The organism is Acidovorax temperans, assembly GCF_028596105.1.
Lineage (GTDB): Bacteria > Pseudomonadota > Gammaproteobacteria > Burkholderiales > Burkholderiaceae_C > Acidovorax > Acidovorax temperans.
In genome coordinates this window covers 1,908,223-1,926,895 of sequence record NZ_CP117193.1, presented here as the reverse complement: position 1 = coordinate 1,926,895, position 18,673 = coordinate 1,908,223, and the positions used below count along the sequence as shown (strand labels likewise).

Sequence of the window (18,673 nt, the reverse complement as noted above, 5' to 3'; positions counted from 1 at the left end):
ATGACAGTCGCCTGATCGCCACTTCGCTGCACAGGGCTATGGATCTTTCTACAATGCTCCGTCGCGTCAAATTGCGCGCCAGCGCGGCGACCCGCTGCCCATCAGACGGCTGCCGCTCTTCCTGCATTGCAAACCACGAGGAATCACCACCATGGAACATACCCTTCCCCCGCTGCCCTACGCCATCGACGCACTGGCCCCTCACTACAGCCAGGAAACGCTGGAGTTCCACCACGGCAAGCACCACAACGCCTATGTGGTGAACCTGAACAACCTGCAAAAGGGCACCGAGTTTGAATCGATGACTCTGGAAGAGATCATCAAGAAGTCCTCCGGCGGCATCTACAACAACGCAGCCCAGATCTGGAACCACACCTTCTTCTGGAACTGCATGGCCCCCAACGGTGGCGGTGAACCTACAGGCGCCCTGGCTGCAGCCATCAACGCCAAGTTCGGCTCTTACGCCGCGTTCAAGGAAGCCTTCGTCAAGAGCGCCGTGGGCAACTTCGGCTCTGGCTGGACATGGCTGGTGAAGAAGGCCGACGGCAGCGTGGACATCGTCAACACCGGCGCTGCTGGCACGCCCCTGACCACCGCCGACAAGGCCCTGCTGACCGTGGACGTGTGGGAACACGCCTACTACATCGACTACCGCAACCTGCGTCCCAAGTTTGTGGAAACCTTCCTGGACAAGCTGGTCAACTGGAAGTTTGCTGAAGCCAACTTCGCCTGATGACTGGTTTCACCAGAGCATAAAAAAACGGCCGCAAGGCCGTTTTTTTATGGGCGCAGGCTTTGTCGCCTGCTCACTTCCTGGCGTTGAACACCGCCGCATTCACCAGCTTGCTGCCCGGCTTGATACCCTTTTGCGCAAACCAGCCCTGGTTCATCTCCAGCACATAGCGCACCGGCTTGGCGGAGCAGTGCGAGTCTTCGGTTTGTGGCTTCATGTCGGCCAGGTTCACGATGGTGCCGTCATCGGCCACAAAGGCAGCCGTCAGCGGCAGCAGCGTGTTCTTCATCCAGAAGCACTGCGTGGCGGGCTGTTCAAACACAAACAGCATGCCCTCATGGGCGGGCATTTCCTTGCGGTGCATCAGCCCGGTTTGGCGCTCCTGGGGCGATGCAGCCACCTGCGCCTCAATGCGGTGCATGCCTGCCGTGATTTCGATGCGCGGCAAGTTCATTTGAGGTTGGCCTTGGGCGGCGGCGGGGGTTGTGCTGGCCAGGGCAATCAGGCCGGTGGCAAGCAGCCGGGCGGTGGCAGATGAAAAGCGGGGCATGGTGGCTTTCAGGAAAGGTTGCTGGGTTGCGCGCTGCGCGACTGGCCCGCATTTTCATCGAACTCTGGCAGGCGCCGCCGCGCGTTGGGAGGCTTGTGTTTGGAGGCTTACCTGGGGCGCAGGTTCCGCGTTGCGCGCCAGGCGGGCACTTGGGCGAAGGGCGGAACAACAAGCCCTAAAATGAAAACGTTTGCCGCCTGGCCGAGCGCTTGCCGCCCGCAGGCCATCCCGCTAACCCCTGATTCACCGGTTGAACCCTGTTTAGCCGCTACGGAGACCCTTGCCCATGACCACTTTCCAGCACATCCAGGTTCCTGCCGAGGGGCAGAAGATCACCGTCAACGCCGACATGTCGCTGAACGTGCCCGATCAGCCCATCATCCCGTTCATCGAGGGCGATGGCGTAGGCCGCGACATCACGCCCGTGATGATCAAGGTGGTGGATGCTGCCGTGGCCAAGGCCTACGGCGGCAAGCGCAAGATCCAGTGGATGGAAGTGTTCGCGGGCGAGAAGGCCACCCGCATCTACGGCCCTGATGTCTGGTTGCCCGACGAAACCCTGCAGGCCGTGCGCGACTACGTGGTGTCCATCAAAGGCCCGCTCACCACGCCCGTGGGCGGCGGCATCCGCTCGCTGAACGTGGCCCTGCGTCAGGAGCTGGATTTGTACGTGTGCCTGCGCCCCGTGCAGTACTTCAAGGGCGTGCCATCGCCGCTGAAAGAGCCTGAAAAGACCAACATGGTCATCTTCCGCGAGAACTCGGAAGACATCTACGCGGGCATTGAATTCCCCGCCGAGTCCGACAAGGCCAAGAAGCTCATCGCGTTCTTGCAGAACGAACTGGGCGCCACCAAGATCCGCTTCCCCAACACCTCGGGCATTGGCGTCAAGCCCGTCTCGCGCGAAGGCACCGAGCGCCTGATCCGCAAGGCCATCCAGTACGCCATTGACCACAACAAGCCCAGCGTGACCATCGTGCACAAGGGCAACATCATGAAGTACACCGAAGGCAGCTTCCGCGACTGGGCCTACGCCCTGGCGCAAAAGGAGTTTGGCGCCGAGCTGATCGACGGCGGCCCATGGTGCAAGTTTGCCAACCCCAAGACGGGCAAGGAAATCATCATCAAGGACAGCATTGCCGATGCCTTCCTGCAGCAGATCTTGCTGCGCCCCGCCGAGTATTCGGTGGTGGCCACGCTCAACCTCAATGGCGACTACATCTCCGACGCGCTGGCCGCACAGGTGGGCGGCATCGGCATCGCGCCGGGCGCCAACATGTCCGACTCGGTGGCCTGCTTTGAAGCCACCCACGGCACCGCGCCCAAGTACGCGGGCAAGGACTATGTGAACCCCGGCTCCGAGATCCTCTCGGCCGAGATGATGCTGCGCCACATGGGCTGGAAGGAAGCGGCTGACCTGATCCTGACTTCACTGGAAAAAGCCATTGGCAGCAAGAAGGTGACTTACGACTTTGCCCGCCTGATGGACGGTGCCACGCAGGTGAGTTGCTCGGGCTTTGGGCAGGTGATGATTGACCAGATGTGACGCAGGCCGCGGCCCGTGGGGGTGGGGCACATACCCCACCTGCCTGACTGCTGGGGCGGCTCGCGGGGCTTGAATCAAAAATAGCTGCTAGCGCTTGATTCGTGAGCGCTAGCAGCTATTTTTTTGATAGTGAGCGTGAATAGTGGGCGTCAGCCTGCCGCACCGTGCGAGCCCGAGGGGCTTACTTCAATACCGTCTTGATGATGCTGGAGAAGTCCAGCGCACCATTGCCGGCGATCGAGTGCATGGCATACAGGTTGCGCGCCAAGCCGCCCAGTGGGGTGCTGGCCTTCACTGCTGCAGCGTTCTCTTGCGCCAGGCCCAGGTCCTTGAGCATCAGATCGGTGCCAAACCCGCCCGCGTAGCCCTTGCTGGCGGGGGCCGTTTCCATCACGCCGGGGAAGGGGTTGTACTTCTCCAGCGCCCAGTTGCCGCCCGAGCTGCGGCGCATGATTTCGCTCAGCACCTTGGGGTCCAGGCCGTTGGCGACGCCCAGAGCAATCGCTTCGCTGGTGCCTGCCATCAAGATACCCAGCAGCATGTTGTTGCAGATCTTGGCCGTTTGGCCTGCGCCCACGCTGCCTGCGTGGAAGATGTTGGCGCCCATTTTTTCGAGGATGGGGCGGGCGCGTTCCAGGTCGGCCGCTTCGCCACCCACCATGAAGGTGAGGGTGCCTGCAATGGCACCGCCGGTGCCGCCGGACACGGGCGCGTCGATAAAGGCCACGCCCTTGGCTTGGGCGGCCTCGGCCACTTTGCGGGAGGTGGCGGCTGCGATGGTGGAGCAGTCGATGATCAGCGTGCCTGCGGGCAACTGGGCCAGCAGGTCGCCCGCGCCCAAGAACAAGCCTTCCACATGCTGGCTGGCGGGCAGCATGCTGATGACGACTTCGGCGCCTGCGACTGCCGCTTTGGCATCAGCGGCGATGGGCACGCCGTCTGCGGCCAGCTTGTCGCGGGCGGGTTGGGAGAGGTCAAACGCGCGCACTTCGTGGCCTGCCTTGTGCAGGTTGTGTGCCATGGGGCCGCCCATGTTGCCGAGGCCGATGAATGCGATTTTCATGTATTGTCTCCTGTGGTCGGTCTGAGGTGAAAGGTGTTTGGCTATTGTTTTTGCTATTGAATTGGTAGCTGCTTGCGCTTGATAGATAAGCGCTAGAGGCATTTTTGACTGTGATTGCTCTGCCTCAATCGTCCTCGTCAAAAATGCTGTGCCGTTTGCCTGCGTTGCCTGCTTTTCCTGATGGCCGCTTCAGCGTGGGGGCTGACTTTTTGGCCGTTGCCTTGGGCGCCGTATTCGCCACTGTGTTGGCTGCCGTGGGCTTACGGCGTGGAGATGCCTTGGCCCGCGGGTTGTAGGCCAGGGCTTCGTCCAGCCAGAAGCGCCACTGCGCGCGGGTGGCGTAGCCGTTGGGCTCTACCCAGAAGTAGCCTTGCATGCCTCCGCCGGGCGAGAGTTCCCGGGTGTTCTGCATCTCTTGAAATTCGCCATGGCGATCTGGCGGCAGGCGCACCAGCAACTCTTCGCCCTTCACGCCCATGCACAGCTTGCCGTCTACAAAGAAGCAGTAGCAGCCAAACATGGTGCGCTCGTCCACATCGCTGCGCTGCGCCAGGGCCGTGCGCAGGGCGCCGATGAGGTGCAGGGTTTCGTCGCTGAGTGGGCGGGTGGCCATGGCCTTGAGTGAAATAGGCCGCTAGCGCTTGATGGGTAAGCGCAGGCAGCTATCAAAAACAGAGCGTTTTGGCGAGCGCTGGGGCATCAGCGAATCACCTCCGGCGCATCGCCATCGAGCATGCGGCGGGCGATGATGACGCGCATGATTTCGTTGGTGCCTTCCAGAATCTGGTGCACACGGGCGTCGCGCAGCAGGCGCTCCAGCGGGTATTCGCGGATGTAGCCGTAGCCGCCGTGCAGTTGCAGGGCCTCGTTCACCACGTTAAAGCCTGCATCGGTGGCAAAGCGCTTGGCCATGGCGCAGTAGGTGGTGGCGTCACGGGCACCCGCGTCGAGCTTGCTGGCGGCCAGGCGGACCATCTGGCGGGCGGCGACCAGTTCGGTCGCCATGTCGGCCAGCTTGAACTGCAGCGCCTGGAAGCTGGCGATGCTTTTGCCAAACTGCTTGCGGTCTTGCATGTATTGCTGCGCCTGGGCGAGGGCACCTTGCGCTGCGCCGACGGAGCAGGTGGCAATGTTGATGCGCCCGCCGTCCAGGCCCTTCATCGCGATCTTGAAGCCTTCGCCTTCTTGCCCCAGCAGGTGGTTGGCAGGGATGCGCACGTTGTCAAAGCTGATGGTGCGGGTGGGCTGGCTGTTCCAGCCCATCTTCTGTTCCTTCTTGCCGTAGCTGATGCCGGGCGTGTCGGCGGGCACGACAAAGGCGCTGATGCCGCTGGCGCCCGATTGCGCATCGCCCGTGCGGGCCATGAGCACCAGCACGTCGGTGCTGCCTGCGCCGCTGATGAAGGCCTTGGCGCCGTTGATGACGTATTCGTTGCCGACCAGCTCGGCACGCGTCTTCAGCGATGCGGCGTCAGAGCCCGCGCCGGGCTCGGTCAGGCAGTAGCTGGCGAGCTTTTGCCCGGTGGTGAGCAGCGGCCCCCAGTGGTCGCGCACGGCAGGCAGCGCCCAGGTGCCCAGCATCCAGGTGGCCATGTTGTGGATGGTGATGAAGGCGGTGGTGCTAGGGTCTACCGCTGCCATTTCTTCAAACACCAGCGTGGCGTCCAGCCGGGGCAGGGCGAGGCCGCCTGCGGCTTCAGGGGCGTACAGGCCGCAAAAGCCCAGCTCGCCCGCCTTGGCGATGGCGTCTTTGGGGAAGATGCCTTCGGCGTCCCACTCGGCTGCATGCGGGGCCAGTTCGGCCAGGGCAAAGTCGCGGGCGGTTTGGGCAAAGGCGCGTTGTTCTTCGGTCAGCTCAAAGTCCATGGCGTTGTCTCTTGTGTTGTTGTGGGGCTTTGGGTGAATGGGGCGTCAAGGCTTCAGGGCTTGGCCGGGCTGTCGTTGCTCAGCCAGCGCATCAGGCCTTTGCGCCGCTCTTGCGTCTTGCGCGTGAGGCACTGGTGGTACAGGCGCGGGCCTTCGGGCTGGGTTTCTGCCGCCTGCGTTTCGCGTTTGCATTGCACCGTGCGCTCGCGCACCCAGGCGGAATGTTCTTGCCGCAGTTGCGGGCGTTCGTGGGCCGAGAGGGCGCGCATCACGTCTTCGTACAGGATCTGGTTGGTGGTGTCTGCCGCTTGAAAGTCTTGCACCGCACAGGCGTTGACCTCGGCCACAGTGCCCGTGGGCTTGCAGGCGGCACCGGCCTGGGCGTGGGCCAGGGTGCCCATCTGCATCACGCACGCAGTACTGAAGACCATGGCCCATTTCCGCATCGTTGTCTGAAAAGTTTGCATGCCCTGCTTTTACCACCGCCTGCTACCGCCGAAACCGGCGCGGCGCGAGGCCAGTGCCACCGTGCAAGGGCCGCCATCTCACGGTTCAGGCACGGGTGGCGTCCCCCTTCCCGCGCAAAGCGCGAGAGAAGGGGGAAGGCGCGCAGCGCCTCAGGGGGATGTCACTTCAGACTGATCGTGGTGTTCACACCCTGGCTCACGGTGCTGTCGTCAAACCAGCGTGCAGTCACCGTCTTGGTCTGTGTGTAGAACATCACGACTTGCTTGCCGTAGGGGCCCAGGTCGCCCAGCTTGGAAGCGCGCGAGCCGGTGAACGAGAAGATGGGCACAGGCACAGGGATTGGCACGTTGATGCCGACCTGGCCGACATCGATCTCTTCCTGGAACTTGCGCGCCGCCGCGCCGCTTTGGGTGAAGATGGCCGTGCCGTTGCCGTTGGGGTTGGCGTTGATGAACTCGATGGCTTCGTCCAGCGTGTCGGCAGCGGCCAGGCACAGCACGGGGCCAAAGATTTCCTGGTCGTAGATGGACATGCCGGGCTTGACTCCGCTGAATATCGTGGGGCCTACAAAGTTGCCGTTTTCGTAGCCGGGCACGCTGGGGTTACGGCCATCCAGCTCCAGGGTGGCGCCGTCGGCAATGCCGCGCTCGATCAGGCCCACCACGCGGTCGCGGGCGGCGCAGGAGATCAGCGGGCCCACATCGGTGCCTTTTTCCGTGCCGCCGCTCACCTTGAGGGTCTTGGCCTTGGCCACCAGTTCGGGAATCCACTTTTGCGATTCGCCCACCAGAATGACGACCGACAGGGCCATGCAGCGCTGACCTGCGGCACCAAAGGCGGCACCGGCCAGGGCGTTCAGGGTCTGTTCCTTGTTCGCATCGGGCACCACGATGGCGTGGTTCTTCGCGCCCATCATGCACTGCACGCGCTTGCCGTTGAGGCTCGCGCGGTTGTAGACATGGGTGCCCACCTTGGTGGAGCCGACGAAGCTGATGGCCTTGATATCGGCGTGGTCGCAAATGGCGTTCACTGCGCCTTCACCGCCATGCACCACGTTGAGCACGCCTGGGGGGATACCGGCTTCGAGCGCCAGTTCGCACAGGCGCATGGTCACCATGGGGTCTTGCTCGGAGGGCTTGAGCACAAACGTGTTGCCCGTGGCAATGGCCATGGGGAACATCCACAGCGGGATCATGGCGGGGAAGTTGAAGGGGGAGATGCCCGCGCACACGCCCAGGGGCTGCAGCACGGTGTAGGTGTCTACGCCGTTGGCCACGTTGTTGGCCAGCTCGCCCAGTTGCAGGTTGCCAATGCCAGCTGCGTGTTCCACCACTTCCAGGCCGCGGAAGACATCGCCTTCGGCGTCGGGCAGGGTCTTGCCTTGTTCGGCCGTCAGCTGCGCGGCCAGCTCGCTCATGTTTTCACGGATCAGCTGCTGCAGCTTCAGGAAGATGCGCGAGCGGGTGCCGATGGGGGTCTTCTTCCAGGTCTTAAACGCTTCCTTGGCGCTGGCCACGGCTGCGTTGATTTCTTCGGGCGTGGCGAAGGGCACGCGGGCCAGCACTTCTTGCGTGGCGGGGTTCACCACGTTGCGCCACTGCGTGGTTTGGGATTCGACAAACTGGCCGCCAATGAGCAGCTTGACGGTGGGGGCCAGGACGGCCGTGGATGTGGGTGCGTTCATGTTGTCTCCTCAAAGGGGTGCTTCAGGACAGCAGTGCGTTAGCAAAGCCAGCTGCCGCATGGTATGTGTGCAAAAAACAAATAACAATATGGATTTGTGCACTTTTGATCTGCAAAAATGCACATCATTGGCGGTGCGTGAAACTGCCGCGATAGAGGACGACCGGTATGGATTGGGACAACCTGCGCTATTTTCTGGAGCTGGCTCGCGCGGGCACGCTGGCTGCGGCAGCCCGGCGCCTGGCGGTGGAGCACACCACGGTGTCGCGCCGCATCCAGGCGCTGGAAAAGCAGATGGGCGCAGCGCTGTTTGCGCGCGAGGCCGGAGGCCACCGGCTCACCGAGGCTGGGCGCCAGTTGCTGCCGGTGGTGGAGGCGATGGAATCCGCCGTGATGGGCGCAGAACGCGCCGCACCAGCATCGCACGAAGGGCCCTCAGGCTTGGTGCGTGTGGGGGCAACCGAAGGGTTCGGTACGTTGATACTGGCGCCACACCTCGCCCAGCTCACGCGAAAGCACCCGCATTTGTCGATTGACCTGCTGGCGCTGCCGCGCATGCTGCTCCTGTCGCGGCGCGAGGCGGACATTGTGATATCGCTGGAGCGGCCCACACGCGGCTCGGTGATCGTGAGTCGGCTTTCTGACTACAGCCTGTATCTGTACGGCCAGCGTGAATACCTGGCCCGCAAGCCGCTGGTGGCCACGCGTGAGGATCTGCGTCACCACGCGTTTGTCAGCTACGTGGACGATTTGCTGTTCACCAAAGAGCTGCAGTTTCTGGACGCTTTGCACCAGCCCGAGCGCTTCGCGTTTCGCAGCACCAGCATTACGGCGCAATACGAAGCCGTGCGCGCGGGGGCAGGCCTGGCGGTGTTGCCTTCGTTTCTGGCTGACCGCGACCCGGTGCTCACGCGCGTCTTGCCGCAAGAGGGGCAGTTCACCCGCACGTTCTGGATGAGCATGCCGTCTGAATCCAAGCACCTGGCGCGCATGCAGGTGACCTGGGCATTTCTGCGCGAAACCGTGGCCGCGCAGCAAGAGTTGCTCAAGCCCAAGGCTGTACGTTAGGCGAGCGCTGGGACCCCCCTGCGACCCGGCTGAGGATTAAGCGGGAGTAAGACCTGTTGGAGGAGTGGCGTCGCCCTGGCTCGGCGCGCTTGGCAAGGTCAACTCAACCCAGAAGCAGCTGCCCTTGCCCAATTCGCTCTCCACGCCCACGCGTCCGCCCATGCCTTCCACCAGGCGCTTGCAAAGCGCCAGCCCCAGCCCCGCACCTTCAAAAGAGCGCGTGACCGATCCGTCCATCTGTTCAAAGATCGTGAAAAGCCTGGGCTGGTCTGCGGCGGCAATGCCAATGCCCTGATCGATGACCCGCAACGACCAGGTGGTGCGCCCGCCCGCTTCCTGGGCATGGATCTCCAGGCGGATGGCGCCGCTGTGGCTGAACTTCACGGCGTTGTCGAGCAGGTTCAGCAGCACTTGCTGGATGCGTTCTGCGTCACCCAGATGCCACTGTGCGGGCAGGCCTGATGCGGGCACGAGTTCCAGCGACAAGCCTTTTTGTGCCGCAAGCGGGGCGATCAGCCTTACCGAGCTGGCAGCCACCTCGGGCACGGACAAAGGCTCTTGGCGGAAGGGGACCTGGTGTGCCTCTAGCGCCGCCAGGTCGATCAGATCGTTGAGCAGCACCATGAGCTTTTTCGCGGCCGTCTGCACTTCTTGCAGCATGGGCCGTACATCGGCTACGGCCGCACGCTTCAGTGCCAGTTCCGTCATCCCCATGATGAGTGTCATGGGCGTGCGTAGTTCGTGCCCTATATTCGCCAAGAACAGGGTTTTGGTGCGCAATGCGGCTTCGGCAGCCTGCTTGGCCACAGAAAGAGCAGACGTGCGCTCCTTGACCCGCTCTTCGAGCAATTGCCGCTCTTGCTGCAGCACGCTCTCCAGGCGCACACGCTCTGTCACATCGCGGCCAATGCTGTGGTACCCAGCGGGCCGGCCACGGGCGTCGAAATAGGCCCGGCCAGTCATTTCAAACCAGCGGATTTCTCCGTTCTTGCAAGGCAGCGGCAGGATGGCCAGCCGTTCTTTCTGGCGAAGGGCCTGGTCCAGGCGCTGCGCGCCCTCGGCCGTCAAGATGGCGGAGATGGGCCGCCCAACCACTTCATGCGCAGGCACGCCGCGCAGCCGCTCGTCGGCAGAACTCACATCTGCCACCGTCATGTCTGGGTTGATGCGCCAGATCACGTCCTCGGCCCCTTCAGTGAGCAGCCGGTACTGCTGCTCGCGCTTGGACAGGTGCTTGTACAGGCGCTGGCCGTGCGAAACGAAGATGTAAAAACACATGCTGCACAACAGGGTTGCCAGCGTGAAAACGATCAGCGCGTGCTGCGTGTAAGGGTGGGGTTGGATGCTGTTGGTACCCAGCACCAGTGCCAGACTGGCAAACGTGTAAGCAATACCCGCTCGCTTGCCCAGCAGGATGTAACCAGTGCCTACCCCCGTGAGGAACCAGAGGGCTCGCAGCTCATTGGCCTGAGATTTCGTGAGTGCATAGGTGAACAGCAACAGCGCCGCCACCGTCATCACGATAGAGACCGCGGCGTAGTGCTGGGGGGCTGTCCGCACAATCGCCCACAACGCCAGCATGAGCAATATGCCCCCAATCAGCACCTGGCTCCAATAGGGCGGCGGCACGATGAGCGGCGTCAGCCCCAGAACTAGCAGAACCAGGCTGAACCCCACATTGGCCAGAAGTATCCAGTTGAGCAGGCGTATCTGGAACGCACGCATGCTGATGACGCTGGGCAGGGAGAAGGGCATGGTGCTCGCCACTTTGAGATGAAGTCTATATTTTATGTTTTTATCATAAATTTTTTTCAAATAAATCAAATTTTATGATTGCAAGCCGCGGCACATTTGGCTTGGTGCTGGGAAGAAGCAGCGCGCTGCCCCGGTGTCGCACTGTGTGTGCGTGGGGGTCTGCCCAGCTTTCCACTGCGGTGGGCTTGCAGGCGGCGCCATGAAAAAAGGGAACGTGACAATCACGTTCCCTTGGTAATTTGGGTGTATCGGCGGTAGGAGATTCAGCGTTTTTCTACACCTAGGGTGAGCATTTCATGGGGCTAAAAAAGACCCACATACCGAATGCTCAACATGCCAATCAAAGCGCTGCCGGTGCGCGTTTGCGGTCACGTTCGTCGTCGGGCCAAGCGTTCAAAATTGTGGTGTTCATGGGGAAAAGCTCCTGAGATAGTCAGTCAACGCACTTACCGGATGGGTGGTTGACAGCATCGCCTTCACAAACACAGAAACTTGCACAGGTTTCGGTCAGAGATGGAGTGGGGGATGCGCCACCTTCCAGAAACTCCCAAACAGAAAAAAGCCCCGGAGTGTGGCAATGCCGCTCAGTTAAGTCTGAGCGGCATTTTTTTGACGGGATACTGGGTCTTGGTCATACGAACCTCACGCGGATACCGCCTGTGGGATCTGCGAGGCGGCAGCACGAAGCGGCGGATGTTCTTTCTCATGGCCGCAAGCTTGGCCGGGATGGCCCCAGGGGTGTGTGATCCTGAACTCCACAGCCACTCATCCACGATGTAGCGCAGCGCCGTGATGAAGCTGATGCGACAGGGCTGCACTTTGGCCTCGTCTGCGATGCGCGTGATCTCCAAGCGGATCAGGTTGTACATCAGCAAGGTTGCCCACAGCTCTTGCTTGACCCCATCGGGTTGCTGGCTGCGCAACGTCATCGCCTGGCCCAGCATGTCCGTCTTCATCTCTCCATAGGCCAGCTCAATCTCCCAGCGTTCGTGGTACAGCGCGAACACCTCCTCGGCCTTGTAGCGTGCCGGATCCATCAGGGACGTGAACAAGGTTCTGGGTTTGCCATCGAGTTCACGGGTGATGGCGCGCACCTCCCACGTGAGCGGCAAGCCGGGGTCTTTCTTGCGAGCTTGGGGCGAGACCTTCATGCGCAAGCTCACATCGCCAGGGCCATGCGTTTGCACCACCTCGCCCCTGAGTCCGGCACGCGCAGGGATCAGCCAGTGACGTCCCTGGCGGTGTTGCAGCGGCCACAGCAGACTTGCCGAGTAAAACCCTTTGTCCACAATCACCAGCGAGTCAGGCGGCAACTTCGGCCACAAGCGTTCAGCCAATGCGTACTCACTGGTGTCGTAGGCATCCAGGCTGGCATCTACCAATAAACGAGCTCTGGCATCGAGCAAGCAGGCCATGCGCACCAGGGGGAAGGGACTTTGGTGGTCTGCGTGGTTGCGCTGGCAACCAAAGTGCTGGCGGTTGTCTTGTGTGTCGGGGGTACGCCAGACCACGCCATCCAATGCGTACAGCGCCAAGCCTTGCCAGCGGTGGCGAGCGGCCTGCTGGTGCGCCCAATGGGCAGCAGTGTGGCGAAACAGCCATTGCAGGGGCTCACTGCCCAGCCGTTGGCGCGCCTGGCTCAGCGCGCTGGAGCTGATGGGTTCATTGTGCTGCCCAGGCAGTGCCAGCTCCAGTACCTCGGCCACGTTCACGATGGAGCGGTCTCTAAGCAAGGCCACACCCAATACCAGCCAAAGTGCCTGCTCCATGGGCAGTCGCCGCTTGCGCAGCGTGGCTACACCCGTCATCTGCAAGGCCTGTTCAATCCACTGCTGGGGTATGTTGCTTTGAACGACACCCCATTGTTCGGGGCTCGCAAACTCATGGGTATCGTTCAGGTACTCTTGCAGCAGCATTGGCTATCGCTTGACCTCTATGGCCAAAGCTCAATTGATCAAGCCTGCACTGTACAAACAACAAAGACCCCGAAGGGCCTTTGCTTAACTTACTGGCATTGCCGGAGTGTGGGGCTTTGAAAGAGGAACCTTGAGATGCGACGCCAATGTCGCCTGTTGCTCAGCAGCGGGCTGGAGCGCGTTTGCGATCGCGTTCGTCGTCGGGCCAAGCGTTCAACATGTGGGTGGTGTTCATACTGGAAAACTCCTGTGATGGAACCACAACGTGTGCCGTGCATGCCCGGTTGACACCATGATCCAAAAAATTTCTGTTTTTTGTATGGCTTGATTTGCTCCTGAATTGATAGCTGCTAGCGCTTTCTGGGTAAGCGCTAAGCCCAGAAATCGTCAGCAGTAGCCGGTGATGCTCATTCAAGCAGGGCTGCTGGCACCCATGTCTTCCAGGGCCGCAGAAATCTCCAGCCACCGCTCTTCCAACTTCTCCGTTTCGTCCTGCCCTTGCTTGAGTCGTTTGCCGCAGTCGGCAATTTCCGCAGGGGGCAGGGGCTGGGTGAGCCGGGTTTCCAGTTCAGAACGCTCGGCCGCCAAGGTGGCCAAGCGTTTGTCGATCTGCTCCAGCTCTTTCTTGAGCGGGCGGGCTTTGTCTGCCAGTTGCTGGCGCGCCTGGGCATCCAGGCGGCGCTGTTCTTTGCTGTCCTTGATCTGAGGCGCGGGGGCCGCAGCCGCAGATGGAGGAGGCGCCGTTTCTGGCGCGGGGGTGGCTGGGGCTGCTGCTGCGATGCGGGCGGCGGCCTCGTCCTGGCGCGTTTGCTCGCGCAGGCGCTTGGATTCTTCCAGCAGGTAGCGCTGGTAGTCGTCCAGATCCCCGTCGAAGGGGCCGACCACGCCACGCCCGACCAGCCAGAATTCGTCGCACACCGCGCGCAGCAGGGCCCGGTCATGGCTGACCAGCATCACGGTGCCCTCGAATTCGTTGAGAGCCATCGACAGGGCCTCGCGTGTGGCCAGGTCGAGGTGGTTGGTAGGCTCGTCCAACAGCAGCAGGTTGGGGCGTTGCCAGACCATCATGGCCAGCACCAGGCGGGCTTTTTCGCCGCCGCTCATGGTGCCCACGGCCTGCTTGACCATGTCGCCGCTGAAGTTGAAGCTGCCCAGAAAGCTGCGCAGGTCCTGTTCGCGGGTGGATTCGCGGGCATTGGCGCCCATCTCGCGGGCCAGGCGGATCATGTGCTCCAGCGGATTTTCGCCAGGGCGCAGCACGTCCAGTTCCTGCTGGGCGAAGTAGCCGATGGACAGGCCCTTGCCCTCCGTCACCGTGCCAGCCAGTGGCGCCATTTCGCGGGCGATGGTTTTCACCAGCGTGGATTTGCCCTGGCCATTCGCACCCAGGATGCCGATGCGTTGCCCGGCCAGAACCGAGCGGTTGACGCCTTGCAGAATGGTTTTGTTGCCGTCGTCGGTCTGGTAGCCAAACGAAGCATCGCTGATGGCCAGCATGGGATTGGGCAGGTTGACCGGCTCCTTGAACTCGAAGGTGAACTCGGCCTCGGCCAGCAGGGGCGCGACGCGTTCCATGCGTTCCAGCGCCTTGACACGGCTTTGCGCCTGCTTGGCTTTGCTGGCTTTGGCCTTGAAGCGGTCAATGAACTTCTGCAGGTGCGCAATCTTGTCCTGCTGCTTGGCATAGGCGGCCTGTTGCAGCTCCATTTGCTGGGCACGCAGCTCTTCAAATTTGCTGTAGTTGCCGCCGTAGCGCGTTAGCTTGGCGCTGTCGATTTGCAGCGTGACGTTGGTGACGGCATCCAGAAACTCGCGGTCATGGCTGATGACGATCATCGTGCCGGCGTATTTTTTGAGCCAGGCTTCGAGCCACACCAGCGCATCCAAGTCCAAGTGGTTGGTGGGCTCGTCCAGCAGCAGTAAGTCAGAAGGGCACATCAGCGCGCGTGCGAGCTGCAGCCGCATACGCCAGCCGCCCGAGAAGCTGTTGACCGGGCGGTCAAGCTCATGCGCCTGAAAGCCCAGCCCCAGGATCAGCGCCTGGGCGCGCGGCTCTGCATCGTGGTCGCCTGCGTCAGCCAGGTCGGTGTAGACCTGGGCAATGGCCATGCCGTGTTCTGGGTCGTCGTAGCTGGCGTCGCTGTTCTCGAGTTGCAGGCGCTGGGCGTGCAGCTCTGCCAGCCGGGTGTCGCCCGCCAGCACGAAAGCCGTGGCGGTTTCGTCGGTTTCCGGCATGTTCTGGGCCACCTGGGCCATGCGCCATTGCCTGGGAATGGAGAAATCGCCGCCGTCTTCGTGCAGCGTGCCATTGAGCAGGGCAAACAGGGTGGATTTGCCTGCGCCATTGCGCCCCACCAAGCCGACTTTTTCACCGGGGTTGAGTGTGACGGAGACGTTGTCCAGCAGCACCTTGGTGCCCCGGCGCAGGACGATATTTTTGAGAGTGATCATGAGAATGCGGGCAGGGCGGGGGCTGCGCAGTGCGTTGCCCCGTCCACCCTGTGTAGGGTAGGCCCCTGGCCCATCAACGCGGCACACGGTGAGTGTGTGCGGTGGGCTGGAGGCAGCCTTCTATTATCGGGGTTTCAGTGCCCAGGGGGTCTGGGCGCGTTTTCGGGAAGAGGGCGGACGCTCAAGATGCGCCGCCCACGTGCCGTCAGCCTTGCCCCAGCAAAGCCTGGCGGGTGACCAGCAGCACCTGGTCTTCACCGGCGCTGGTTTCGATCCAGAACACGGGCAATGTTGGAAAGGCAGCTTCAAAAAATTCCCGTTCGTTGCCGATTTCCAGCACCAACACGGCGTGTTCGCTCATGCGTGCGGGCGCATCGCGCAGCAGCTTGCGAATGAAATCCATGCCGTCGGTGCCGCCTGCCAAGGCCAGTTCAGGCTCCGCCCGGTATTCAGCAGGCAGGTTCGACATGCTTTGCGCGTTGACGTAGGGCGGGTTGCACAGAATCAAGTCCCACGGGCCGGGTAGCGACTCCATGCCATCCGAGATTTGCAACTGCACGCGCTGCGCCAAGCCGTGCTTGTCCACGTTGATGCGCGCAACGGCGAGCGCATCAGCAGAAATATCTGCGCCCGTGACTTCTACTTCGGGATACGCCATGGCGGCCAGGATGGCCAGGCTGCCATTGCCAGTGCACAGGTCCAGCACACGGCGGGTGTGCTCCCCCAAAAAGTCGTCAATGCTGCCGTCGGCCAGCAGTTCAGCGATGAAGCTGCGGGGCACGATGGCGCGCTCGTCCACGTAGAACGGCACGCCTTGCAGCCAGGCCTCATGCGTGAGGTAGGCCGCAGGTTTGCGCGTCTGGATGCGCTGGTCGATCAACGCATCGACCGCAGCCGCTTCTTCGGCAGTCACGGTGCGGTGGGCGATGGAATCTGGCGCGTCAGACAGGTCGCTGTCCAGCGGCAGTCCCAGGCGCCACAACACCAGCCATGCGGCTTCGTCTTCGGCGTTGGTCGTGCCGTGGCCAAAAGCCAGTCCGGCAGAAGACAACCGCTGAGCAGCCCGTGCGACGGCGGCAGCGACGGTCAGGGGTTGGGTGGGGGTGTGGCTCATGCTGCCACCGCCATGCGTTCCAGCGCTTGCTGACGCAGGTTTTCCAGCGTGCGGCGATAAATGTTCTTCAGCGGTTCAATGTCGGCCACCACCACATACTCATCGATCTTGTGGATCGTGGCGTTGGGCGGGCCCAGTTCAATGACCTGGGGGCAGATCTGGGCGATGAAACGCCCGTCGCTGGTGCCGCCCGTGGTGGACAGTTCGGTCGAGAGCCCCGTTTCGCCCGCAATGGCTTGCTGCACTGCGGTGACCAGCTCACCGGGCGTGGTCAAGAAGGGCTGGCCGCCCAGCGTCCAGCGCAGGTCGTATTCCAGCCCATGGCGGTTGAGCACGGCGTGCACCCGCTGCTGCAAGCTTTCGGCGGTGGATTCTGTGCAGAACCGGAAGTTGAAGTCCACCACCACGTCGCCGGGGATGATGTTGGTGGCGCCCGTGCCCCCGTGGATGTTGCTGATCTGCCAGCTGGTGGGCGGGAAGAAGGCGTTGCCTTGGTCCCATACGGTGGCCGCCAGTTCGGCTAGCGCAGGCAGGGCCTGGTGGATGGGGTTGCGGGCGAGTTGGGGATAGGCGATGTGGCCCTGGATGCCGCGCACGGTGAGCTTGCCGCTCAAGGTGCCGCGGCGGCCGTTCTTGATCATGTCGCCCGTGCGCTCGACGGAGGTGGGCTCACCCACGATGCAATAGTCGAGAGGCTCACCACGCGCGCGGAGTTGCTCCACCACGACCTTCGTGCCATCCACGGAAGGGCCTTCCTCGTCGCTGGTCAGCAGGAAAGCGATGTTGAGCGGTGCATCAGGGTAGGCAGCCAGAAATTCTTCCACTGCCACCACAAACGCGGCAATGGACGTCTTCATATCGCTGGCGCCACGGCCGTACAGCTTGCCGTCCTTGTGGGTGGGGGTGAACGGGTCACTGCTCCACTGGGCCAACGGGCCTGTGGGTACTACGTCTGTATGGCCTGCAAATACTATGGTTTTGATAGCTGCTGGCGCTTGTCCAGATTGCGCTGCAGGCCTTTTTGCCCACAAGTTGCTGACACGGAAATCGGCAGGCCCGCTGTCCAGCCGTTCGCACACAAATCCCAGGGGTTGAAGGCGCTGCGCGAGCAGTTCCAGGCATCCTTCGTCCAGCGGAGTGATGGATGGCAGGGCGATCAGTTGTTCAGCAAGGTGCAGGGTTCGGGTCATTGGCAATCACAGGTTTCAAGCGCGCTGGGCCCAACGGGCTCAGCTGCCTTTGACGTCCAGCACGATCTCGGTGAATGAGGGCTGGTCGTCGGGGGTATCGCGGGCTTCTTTTTGCGCTTTCGCGGCATTGGCCGCCTGGGCAAAGTCGTTTTGCAGGCGCCACATCAGGTTGGTGGGCGAATCGGCATAGGCCATGCCTTCCTTGCGGTCGATCTTCTTTTCCATGATCAGGCGCGCGAGGTCTTCTTCAAAGGTTTGCGAACCTTCGGCCATGGACTTCTCCATGGCGTCCTTGACGCCGGAAAAATCGCCTTTTTCCACCAAGTCAGCCACCAGCTTGGTGTTGAGCATGACTTCCACGGCAGGAACGCGTGCGCCTTCCACCGTGCGCACCAGGCGTTGCGAGACGATGGCCTTGAGGGACGAAGCCAGGTCGCCGAGCATGGTGGGCCGCACCTCGGCAGGGTAGAAGCTCAGAATGCGGTTGAGCGCCTGGTAGCTGTTGTTGCCGTGCAAGGTAGCCAGGCACAAGTGGCCCGACTGCGCATACGCGATGGCCGAGGACATGGTTTCCCGGTCACGGATTTCGCCGATCAGAATCACGTCAGGGGCTTGGCGCAATGCGTTCTTGAGGGCGGTCTGCAGCGATTGGGTGTCGCTGCCGATCTCGCGCTGGTTCACGATCGACTTCTTGTTGCGGAACTGGTATTCCACCGGGTCTTCGATGGTGAGAATGTGCCCCGACATCAAGGTGTTGCGCGTGTCGATCATGGAGGCCAGGGTGGTGCTTTTGCCAGAGCCCGTAGCGCCCACCACCAGGATCAGGCCGCGCTTTTCCAGAATCAGTTCGGTCAGAACGGGCGGCAGGTTCAGCGATTCAAAATCGGGCACCTGCTGCGAGATGAAGCGAACCACCACGGCATAGCTGCCGCGCTGGCGCATGGCGCTGATACGGAAGCGCCCGACGCCTGAGAGCGGCACGCCCATGTTGAGCTCGCCAGTTTCTTCCAGTTCTTCAATGCGCTCGGCGGGGACGATTTCAGACAGCAGGTTGCGTGGAGCGTCTGGCGGCAGCACCTGGTTGTTGATCGGTATGCACTCGCCGTTGATCTTGATCAGCGCCGGGGCGTTGGCAGACAGGTAAACGTCTGACGCTTTCTTTTCGCTCATCAGGCGAAGAATCCGCTCCATCGTACTCATGGGTATCTCCCTCTCGTTCTGGGTCTGCCAGCGGCCTAGGCGGCTCTTTTCAAGGCAGGCCGGCGCGGCG

At 62.1% G+C, this 18,673-nt stretch carries 15 protein-coding genes; 3 read left to right on the top strand and 12 right to left on the bottom strand.

The features are described 5' to 3' along the window. The first annotated feature begins 151 nt into the window (after window positions 1–151). Window positions 152–733, top strand: a complete 582-nt coding sequence (locus PQV96_RS09220; protein ID WP_207374118.1) for a superoxide dismutase — start codon at window positions 152–154, stop codon at window positions 731–733. 73 nt (window positions 734–806) lie between these two features. Here the strand turns inward: PQV96_RS09220 and PQV96_RS09215 are convergent, their stop codons facing one another. Further along, entirely contained in the window at window positions 807–1,283 is a 477-nt protein-coding gene (locus tag PQV96_RS09215) for a DUF192 domain-containing protein (RefSeq protein WP_273625080.1), read from the bottom strand. A 286-nt stretch (window positions 1,284–1,569) separates the two neighbouring features. Here PQV96_RS09215 and icd point away from each other — a divergent pair, with 286 nt between their 5' ends. Continuing rightward, the gene (icd, locus tag PQV96_RS09210; RefSeq protein ID WP_273625079.1) at window positions 1,570–2,829 is read left to right on the top strand and encodes an NADP-dependent isocitrate dehydrogenase; all 1,260 of its coding nucleotides are present in this window, start codon (window positions 1,570–1,572) and stop codon (window positions 2,827–2,829) included. Window positions 2,830–3,010: 181 nt separating this feature from the next. Here icd and mmsB read toward each other — a convergent pair whose 3' ends face one another. The 5 genes from mmsB to PQV96_RS09185 form a co-directional block, all read right to left on the bottom strand. After that, window positions 3,011–3,994 carry a 3-hydroxyisobutyrate dehydrogenase gene (mmsB, locus tag PQV96_RS09205; protein WP_273625078.1) on the bottom strand — a complete coding sequence of 328 codons (984 nt, stop codon included), beginning with the start codon at window positions 3,992–3,994 and terminating at the stop codon, window positions 3,011–3,013. A gap of 22 nt (window positions 3,995–4,016) precedes the next feature. After that, the gene (locus PQV96_RS09200) at window positions 4,017–4,505 is read right to left on the bottom strand and encodes a TfoX/Sxy family protein (protein ID WP_273625077.1); all 489 of its coding nucleotides are present in this window, start codon (window positions 4,503–4,505) and stop codon (window positions 4,017–4,019) included. An 86-nt stretch (window positions 4,506–4,591) separates the two neighbouring features. Continuing rightward, window positions 4,592–5,758, bottom strand: coding sequence for an acyl-CoA dehydrogenase family protein (locus PQV96_RS09195; RefSeq protein ID WP_273625075.1), 1,167 nt, complete (start codon window positions 5,756–5,758; stop codon window positions 4,592–4,594). Window positions 5,759–5,811: 53 nt separating this feature from the next. Beyond that, window positions 5,812–6,189 (bottom strand): lysozyme inhibitor LprI family protein, encoded by a 378-nt coding sequence (locus PQV96_RS09190; protein WP_273625074.1) that lies wholly within the window; start codon window positions 6,187–6,189, stop codon window positions 5,812–5,814. Between the two features lie 197 nt (window positions 6,190–6,386). Continuing rightward, complete coding sequence (locus PQV96_RS09185; protein ID WP_273625073.1) at window positions 6,387–7,910, bottom strand: CoA-acylating methylmalonate-semialdehyde dehydrogenase; 1,524 nt, start codon at window positions 7,908–7,910, stop codon at window positions 6,387–6,389. Window positions 7,911–8,077: 167 nt separating this feature from the next. Between PQV96_RS09185 and PQV96_RS09180 the strand changes: the two genes are divergently transcribed. Next, entirely contained in the window at window positions 8,078–8,977 is a 900-nt protein-coding gene (locus tag PQV96_RS09180) for a LysR family transcriptional regulator (RefSeq protein WP_273625072.1), read from the top strand. Between the two features lie 36 nt (window positions 8,978–9,013). Here PQV96_RS09180 and PQV96_RS09175 read toward each other — a convergent pair whose 3' ends face one another. The 6 genes from PQV96_RS09175 to PQV96_RS09150 form a co-directional block, all read right to left on the bottom strand. Beyond that, a complete protein-coding gene (locus PQV96_RS09175) occupies window positions 9,014–10,732 on the bottom strand; it encodes a PAS domain-containing sensor histidine kinase (RefSeq protein ID WP_273625071.1) in 1,719 nt (572 codons plus the stop codon). A gap of 584 nt (window positions 10,733–11,316) precedes the next feature. Beyond that, window positions 11,317–12,648, bottom strand: a complete 1,332-nt coding sequence (locus PQV96_RS09170) for an IS4 family transposase (RefSeq protein WP_125958944.1) — start codon at window positions 12,646–12,648, stop codon at window positions 11,317–11,319. Between the two features lie 411 nt (window positions 12,649–13,059). Further along, entirely contained in the window at window positions 13,060–15,099 is a 2,040-nt protein-coding gene (locus PQV96_RS09165) for an ABC-F family ATP-binding cassette domain-containing protein (RefSeq protein WP_198845645.1), read from the bottom strand. Between the two features lie 205 nt (window positions 15,100–15,304). Continuing rightward, window positions 15,305–16,213: a 50S ribosomal protein L3 N(5)-glutamine methyltransferase gene (prmB, locus tag PQV96_RS09160; RefSeq protein ID WP_273625070.1), complete on the bottom strand. Its 909-nt coding sequence runs from the start codon at window positions 16,211–16,213 to the stop codon at window positions 15,305–15,307. Further along, window positions 16,210–17,403 carry a succinyl-diaminopimelate desuccinylase gene (gene dapE, locus PQV96_RS09155; RefSeq protein WP_273625069.1) on the bottom strand — a complete coding sequence of 398 codons (1,194 nt, stop codon included), beginning with the start codon at window positions 17,401–17,403 and terminating at the stop codon, window positions 16,210–16,212. The genes prmB and dapE overlap by 4 nt, the downstream gene beginning before the upstream one ends. 39 nt (window positions 17,404–17,442) lie before the next feature. Further along, on the bottom strand, window positions 17,443–18,603 hold the full coding sequence (locus PQV96_RS09150; RefSeq protein ID WP_273625068.1) for a PilT/PilU family type 4a pilus ATPase: 1,161 nt from the start codon (window positions 18,601–18,603) through the stop codon (window positions 17,443–17,445). Between the last annotated feature and the right edge of the window lie 70 nt (window positions 18,604–18,673).

Excerpts from the sequence above, each read along its gene's own strand:
- PQV96_RS09200 (WP_273625077.1), bottom strand. The coding sequence starts at position 4,505 with ATGGCCACCCGCCCACTCAGCGACGAAACCCTGCACCTCATCGGCGCC.
- PQV96_RS09215 (WP_273625080.1), bottom strand. The coding sequence starts at position 1,283 with ATGCCCCGCTTTTCATCTGCCACCGCCCGGCTGCTTGCCACCGGCCTG.
- PQV96_RS09195 (WP_273625075.1), bottom strand. The coding sequence starts at position 5,758 with ATGGACTTTGAGCTGACCGAAGAACAACGCGCCTTTGCCCAAACCGCC.
- PQV96_RS09170 (WP_125958944.1), bottom strand. The coding sequence starts at position 12,648 with ATGCTGCTGCAAGAGTACCTGAACGATACCCATGAGTTTGCGAGCCCC.
- PQV96_RS09150 (WP_273625068.1), bottom strand. The coding sequence starts at position 18,603 with ATGAGTACGATGGAGCGGATTCTTCGCCTGATGAGCGAAAAGAAAGCG.
- icd (WP_273625079.1), top strand. The coding sequence starts at position 1,570 with ATGACCACTTTCCAGCACATCCAGGTTCCTGCCGAGGGGCAGAAGATC.
- PQV96_RS09185 (WP_273625073.1), bottom strand. The coding sequence starts at position 7,910 with ATGAACGCACCCACATCCACGGCCGTCCTGGCCCCCACCGTCAAGCTG.
- dapE (WP_273625069.1), bottom strand. The coding sequence starts at position 17,403 with ATGACCCGAACCCTGCACCTTGCTGAACAACTGATCGCCCTGCCATCC.
- PQV96_RS09165 (WP_198845645.1), bottom strand. The coding sequence starts at position 15,099 with ATGATCACTCTCAAAAATATCGTCCTGCGCCGGGGCACCAAGGTGCTG.
- prmB (WP_273625070.1), bottom strand. The coding sequence starts at position 16,213 with ATGAGCCACACCCCCACCCAACCCCTGACCGTCGCTGCCGCCGTCGCA.
- PQV96_RS09220 (WP_207374118.1), top strand. The coding sequence starts at position 152 with ATGGAACATACCCTTCCCCCGCTGCCCTACGCCATCGACGCACTGGCC.
- PQV96_RS09175 (WP_273625071.1), bottom strand. The coding sequence starts at position 10,732 with ATGCCCTTCTCCCTGCCCAGCGTCATCAGCATGCGTGCGTTCCAGATA.
- PQV96_RS09190 (WP_273625074.1), bottom strand. The coding sequence starts at position 6,189 with ATGGTCTTCAGTACTGCGTGCGTGATGCAGATGGGCACCCTGGCCCAC.
- PQV96_RS09180 (WP_273625072.1), top strand. The coding sequence starts at position 8,078 with ATGGATTGGGACAACCTGCGCTATTTTCTGGAGCTGGCTCGCGCGGGC.
- mmsB (WP_273625078.1), bottom strand. The coding sequence starts at position 3,994 with ATGCCTCTAGCGCTTATCTATCAAGCGCAAGCAGCTACCAATTCAATA.